5 protein-coding genes and 1 pseudogene are annotated in these 5855 nt (G+C 65.9%); 2 read left to right on the top strand and 4 right to left on the bottom strand.

Features of this window, described 5'->3' with window-relative positions; genetic code table 11:
• Positions 1-160: integrase core domain-containing protein (locus ABZ453_RS50170; RefSeq protein WP_359026641.1), on the top strand; the 160-nt coding region annotated here is incomplete at its 5' end.
• 29 nt (positions 161-189) lie between these two features.
• Positions 190-321, top strand: a pseudogene (locus ABZ453_RS50165) (IS256 family transposase); the annotation flags it as partial.
• 78 nt (positions 322-399) lie between these two features.
• Here the strand turns inward: ABZ453_RS50165 and ABZ453_RS50160 are convergent.
• The 4 genes from ABZ453_RS50160 to ABZ453_RS50145 all read right to left on the bottom strand — a co-directional run bounded on the left by ABZ453_RS50160 (position 400) and on the right by ABZ453_RS50145 (position 5205).
• Positions 400-801 carry a DUF6009 family protein gene (locus ABZ453_RS50160; protein WP_125195902.1) on the bottom strand — a complete coding sequence of 134 codons (402 nt, stop codon included), beginning with the start codon at positions 799-801 and terminating at the stop codon, positions 400-402.
• Positions 798-2321 (bottom strand): phage/plasmid primase, P4 family, encoded by a 1524-nt coding sequence (locus ABZ453_RS50155; protein ID WP_359026638.1) that lies wholly within the window; start codon positions 2319-2321, stop codon positions 798-800. The genes ABZ453_RS50160 and ABZ453_RS50155 overlap by 4 nt, the downstream gene beginning before the upstream one ends.
• Positions 2318-3313, bottom strand: coding sequence for a bifunctional DNA primase/polymerase (locus ABZ453_RS50150; protein WP_359026636.1), 996 nt, complete (start codon positions 3311-3313; stop codon positions 2318-2320). Before ABZ453_RS50150 ends, ABZ453_RS50155 begins: the two co-directional genes overlap by 4 nt.
• Before the next feature lie 1316 nt (positions 3314-4629).
• On the bottom strand, positions 4630-5205 hold the full coding sequence (locus ABZ453_RS50145; RefSeq protein WP_359026634.1) for a transcriptional regulator: 576 nt from the start codon (positions 5203-5205) through the stop codon (positions 4630-4632).
• Positions 5206-5855 lie beyond the last annotated feature (650 nt).

The following is a 5855-nucleotide window of genomic DNA, read 5'->3' as shown; positions in this document are numbered from 1 at the left end:
CCACCGCCGCGTCTTCCGCACCCGCACCGAGGCGCGCATCAAGATCGCCACCTGGATCACCGACTACAACGCCAGGCGGCTACACAGCGTGTGCGATTACAAGAGCCCGATCGACGAACGTGACTACCGAGCCACCCTCACCGAGGGACGGGCCGCATAGATCGTCTCCACACTGCGAGGGGATTGACACGCGGCCACTTCCCCTCGGAGGCCGCGGCGTTGAAGTGCGTCTACATGGCGCTGATGAGCCTGGACCCGACCGGCAAGGGCCGCCGCCGCTGGACGATGCGCTGGAAGGCACCCCTCAACGCCTTCCAGATCGCCTTAAGTTGGCACACCCGCCGTTCGGGTGCTGGCTATAGCGATCAGGTTGTCAGCACCTACGCCATAGCCAGCACCTCACAGCGGGAGCTCTATGCCGAGTTCTTGCATGGCGGCTGAGGGTGGGCCGCCTTGAGAGCGTTCGGTTTTGTAGCCCTTGACGCGGGGTTCGAGGGTGCGGGGGTCGACGGCTTCGGAGGGGGCGCCTTTGGCGTAGTCGCCGTCGGGCTGGCTGTCGCGGTCGTGGGGCAGGAGCCAGAAGACACGGCGGCGGAAGGTGCCGGAGGCGCGGGAGGCTTTGGCGGTGGGGGCGAGGTTGGCCCAGCCGATGAGGCGGCCGTCGCGGCGGTAGGTGGGCCGTCCTTTGCGGGTGGGCAAGCGGTCCAGGCTCTGGCGGACGTAGTCGAGGTTGTCGATGTCTTCCAGCCAGACGAGTTCGGTCTCGTGGCTGATCTCGTCCGGGTCGATCAGGGAACTCATGTGCCGGCGCCCCTCTCTTCGTCGGTCAGCAGTCCGATGCCCGGGTAGTACTTGCGCTGGTTGGACACCTTCATCTCTTTCGGCGAGGCCAGCCCGACGAGTTCGCGGGTGCGGGCGGCGAACGCGCGTGAAGACATCACCAGTGCGCCCTCATTGTGGCACCAGGTCGTGTAGGCGGCGTAGAGCGCCGTCTGTTCGGCGCGCAGGTCGGGAGCGAGGCGGCAGCATTCGTCGTAGAAGCGGCCGGTGTGGTCCTCGGTCTCGGCGTAGGCGGTGGTGGCGATGCGGACGCGTTCGGGGCCGGTGAGGTCGCGGTCGCTGGCCAGGTAGCGGCGGGCACCGTCGATGAGCCAGCGCAGGATGCCGGGGCCCTCTTCGACGACGAGGAGGTCGGCGAGGTTGTCGATTTTGCGGTCGTCGGCGACAACGCGTTCGAAGGGGATCAGGCGCATGCGGCGCCAGAAGGCAAAGCCGCCAGTGCCGACTTCGGGTTTGTGGTTGCCCAGGAGCCAGAGTTTGTGGGTGGGCTGGAAGGAGAAGGGGTCTTGGCGCATGCGGCGGGCTTTGATGCGGTCGCCGCCGGTCAGCAGTTTGACGCGGGCTTCATCGAACTTGTCGCCGGGGCTGATTTCGGAGCAGACGTAGATACGCCGGCCGTGGAGTTCGGCGAGGTCGGTGGGGTGGCCTTCGAACGGTTTGGCCATGAGGAAGCCGGGCGGGGCGGCGTCGGCGTAGTCGCCGAGGAGTTTCATCATGACGTCCAGCAGGACGGATTTGCCGTTGCTGCCGGTGCCGTAGAGGAAGGGCAGGATCTGGGCGCCGACGTCGCCCGTGATCGAGTATCCCAGCAGCAGGTGAAGGTAGTCGATCATTTCCTGGCCTTCGGCGTCGTCACCGAAGGTGTCGGCAAGGAAGCGCAGCCAGCGCGGGATGGGCATCTGTTGTGGGCCGACGGCGGTGGAGCGGGAGTGGAAGTCCTTGTTGGGATTGGGGGCGCTCATCAGCCCGGTGCGCAGGTCGACGACGCCCTGGGGAGTGCACAAGGCATAGGGGTCTGCATCCAAGCGGTCGGCGGTGAGGACCATGCCGGGTGCGGACCGGGCCTGGGTGAGCATGGAGTGGATCCCGGCGGTCGACATGGAGCGGGTGCGGTGCTTGTGCAGGGCCTGCATGGTGAAGCGGCCGAGGTGGTCTTGGTCGGCGATGTTCTCTGCCAGGTCGCCGGCGGCCCACAGGACGGTTTCGTCCTCGTCCAGCTGCCAGCGGGTGGTGTCCCACCGGTACCAGCCGATCTTGGGAACGTAACGGTAGTCGTTGGCGTAGAGCCTGACGAACAGCTTGGCATTGCCGCGGTCGCTGAGGGTGTCCGGCAGTAGCCCGGCGGGCGTGGCGTGCCCAGCCGGTGGGCGTTCGGTGTCAGCCTGGGCGGGCCGGGGGATGGCGGGCGCCTGGGCGCGGATCTGGGAAGCGACTGCTTCGGGGTCAAATTCGAAGAGTGTCTCATTGCCGGGGGACGTCACGGTCGCCTCCCCGTGGCGTGCAGGGGTTTGTTGAAGCCCGCGGTGAGTCCGCTGCGAATGATCTGCTCGATGCGTAGTTCCTGACCGGGGCGGGCAGCGGCCGCAGTCTGCCGCAGGGCTTCTTCGGCCTCCTGGCGCTCGACACGACCAGCCGCAATGAGTCCACCGAGGGTGTAGGCGGCCCGGTTGAGGGTGTCGGAAAAGCCTGCGCCCTCGGCGATATGGCCGCAGGCCTCTACGGGGGCCAGGACGGCGGCCAGGATGTGCTCCCATCGGCGGCTGCCGGCCGCGAGGACGGCTTGCTGAGCACGGGGCGGCACCGGCCGAGGCGCGGGGATGTGAGGGGCCGGGAGGTGTCCGGTGCGGTCGAGTTCCTGCGCCAGCCACAATGGAAGAGCAGCGGGTTCTCGTACGTCGTCGATGGGCGTGTAGGTGCCCTGCTGGGTGGTGGTGCCGGGGGCGATGATGTAGCTGCCGTGCGCGCGGATATCGACCTGCCATGCAAGGGCCCGTCCGGGGCTGGACCCGGCGGAGGACTTCCAGGGCCGGTTGTCGGTGGCCCGGTACCACACGTGCAGCCCCCCGGAAGGGGTGCGTACGCGCAGGGTGCTGGTGTCGCCAGCGGGGCTCTGCTGACCTCGGAGAGCTGCGAGGACGGCGAGGGTGTGGAAGCCGTTGGCCAGGCCGGTGAGGTCGATGTGGTCGCCGATGGGGATACCGGGCAGAATCCGGTCGCGTGCGGGGAGTTCGGTGGAGTGGGCGTCGATGTCGACGACCACCAGGCCCGCCGAACCACAGGAGACGCCGACGCCGAACTCGGGGTGCTGGCCCCACCACTGCTGGATACGGCCCTGGTTGAGGGTGGCGGCGTGGAAGCTGTGGCACCAGCGGCCTGCGCGCAGGCACGGGCACTCGGCTGGCGCATGGGTGCTCTCGCGGCATTTGCTGCAGTTCGCAGCGGGCGTTTTCCGACCTGGGGCGAGGGGGTGCACTGGCCAGCCACGGCGGGCGCATAGCTGTGCCGTGGTGAGGGAGGCAGCGACTGTCGGCCCGCCGCCGGGAGCTGTTCTTTGGTCGCTGGGATGAAACCGCAGCTCAGCGGACATGCACACCCCCTATCAGCGACTGAAGCGACTCAACGACGGACACAGACTAGCGAATAGGGCCGGTGGGATCGTGCAGCACATGCGGAACAACGGTGCCGCTGTTCCGATCCTTCGGAGGTGTCCGTAGCGACTCAGTACGCGACTCAGCGACCCAATGCCTTTCAGTCGCTGGTCTTCGAACCGGGCAAGATGCCAGTTCAGAGGGTAGTTGCAACCAAAATAGCGACTGAAGCGACTGAAGGCCTACATATATAACGCACGCGCGCACATGGTTCCTGTGCCGTATATGCACGCCTCGAGTCGCTTCGGTCGCTAGGGCCGGACGAACGGGGTCCTGAACTGCAGTTTTCCTCCAATCGAGCCTCAGCGACTGACGAGTCGTTGGGTCGCTGGCTTCGTCAGTCGCTGTCCGGATCCAGCTAGCGACCCAAGCGACCCAAGCGACTGAAGCGACTGAGTGCCGCACATGGGGAGCCCGCCAGGTCGCAGGCGCCTGGCATCGAGTCCCAGTTCCGTGATTCGGTGCGTGCGGCTGTCTGCGTATGCGGGAGCACCGGCTCCTCCCCCCTGCTGATTAAGAACCTGCGCTCGGGATCACGGAAGAAGACCACCTACGCCCCCTTCCACGAGGCCAGCCCTGTGACGTGCAGCATTGAGCTACTGCGTACCCTCGGACGGATGGCGTCCAGCCAGGTGGTGTAGGGGATCAAGCCACCGGAATCCGCAGGCCAGGGACGGTGGCCCCGATCGATCGGGTGTCCAGCTCGTCTTACCGGCACGCTTCGTGGGCTGTCGCCAACAGGCAGATGGCCGTGGGCCTCGAACCGGAACGCGCAGCGCTTGATCCCCTACACCACGTCGCGGGACACGACCGGAGCGCGGACGGCGTATCCAAGGTTCAAAAGGCTGATCTCGGAACGGGAGTTGCGGGAGTTCTTCACGCCGTCGGCGGATGATGTGGTGTGAGCAGGTGAGCGTACGCATGACCGCCCGGGCCGGGTCTTCCGCAGCCCTATTGATCCGGGTGACGACGCCGTCCCCGACCTGTTGTTGAAACGAACTCGAGCGCCACCGTTCGGCTCTCGTTTCCGAGTCTGTGAGTTTCCGGTCTCATGAAACCTTGGCATGGACTTCGCGGACGGCCGGAGCAACGAGATGGGGCTCTCGAGTCCTGTACTTGGAGGGCAGATCAACCTGAGCACTCAGGCGGCGAACCCGACATTGGTCACGTATTCGTACTGGCCCCACTCGGATCCGAGGTCCACCGTCGCGTCATTGATCCAGGCCTGGTCCAGGGCCTCGTCGTCATCGTTGGCCCACGCTTCGACGATCCTGTCCCAGTGGCGCACGTTGAGGGTGCGGAAGGACAGGGCTCGCTGGTGTGGGCGGCTGACTTGGGACTGATTGAGTGGGTGGAACTCGACGCGGGTGCCGCGGCCTTCACGGTTGAGGCGTGCGAGGAGGTAGCGGGCCACGTTGTGGCGTCGCACGGTGTAGTACGCGCCTTCGATGGCCTGCAGGTTCTTCTTCGACGGGTTGCGTTTGCCGTCCAGCCAGGCTTTGAGGGTGCGGTCGGTGACGGGGAGGCCGGCCGCGCGGGCCGCTTCGCGGGCGTGGTCGGTGCGGGTGAGGTAGTGCAGCCGTGCTAGGAGTCCGCGTCGCTGAGTGATCGGGGTGGAGATGAAGTTGGCGAGCGCGTCGAGTTGACGGGCAACGGCTTCATGTCCCTTGATTCCGCGTGCCCCGAATTTGCCGAAATCGATATTCCTTTCCGGCACCCTCAACTCCTCGCTCTCCCGACAATTTATTGAAGCTCACGAGCTTGCCTCAATCCATGGCAATACTACAGGAATTCTTCCGTTGCGATATCATGAAGGAATGTTCTGCGAAGTGCAAGAGCATGCCAGGCGCGGCACCGGGACGCCTCCCACAGATACGTCTTGAAGGTCTGCACTTGTCTGTCCGTGCACGGCGGCCGTCAACTGGTCCGTACTCTGTGAGCGTTTGAGTCTGCCGCGCTGAGCCGAAGGCTGAAATGCGAACAGGGCGGCCATTTCGGTGTCGCTCGTGAAGCACGCCCCTGTCCTCCAGCCTGGGACCGGCACGGGCTCGAGCTGGATACCGGTTCCGAACGTCCGGCGGCGGCAGTGCTGCGCCAGCCGATCAGTTGTCCACCGCCGGTTCTTCTGTCGACTCGACGAGTAGTCCCGATGGGCTGCCGTCAGCGCTGTGTACAGGAGGTCTGCGCCGAGCGCAACGCGGCCCGTACCGACCGGTCCGACATGTCACGCCGGGTCATCCAGATGTCGCAGTTAACATGCGCCGTGTCGTTTGGGCGGGGCTTCGCGTGGAAGTCATGGGGGGCGTTCTGCGGGCCGCTCCTCATGTACGTGACGAGGATAGAGGGGGGCGGGCCGAAAGTGAAAAA

Origin of the sequence: Streptomyces sp. NPDC005799, from assembly GCF_040630525.1 — a bacterium.
Taxonomy (GTDB): Bacteria; Actinomycetota; Actinomycetes; order Streptomycetales; family Streptomycetaceae; genus Streptomyces; species Streptomyces griseorubiginosus_B.
This window is presented reverse-complemented; position numbering and strand designations above follow the sequence as displayed.

Excerpts from the sequence above, each read along its gene's own strand:
- ABZ453_RS50160 (WP_125195902.1), bottom strand. The coding sequence starts at position 801 with ATGAGTTCCCTGATCGACCCGGACGAGATCAGCCACGAGACCGAACTC.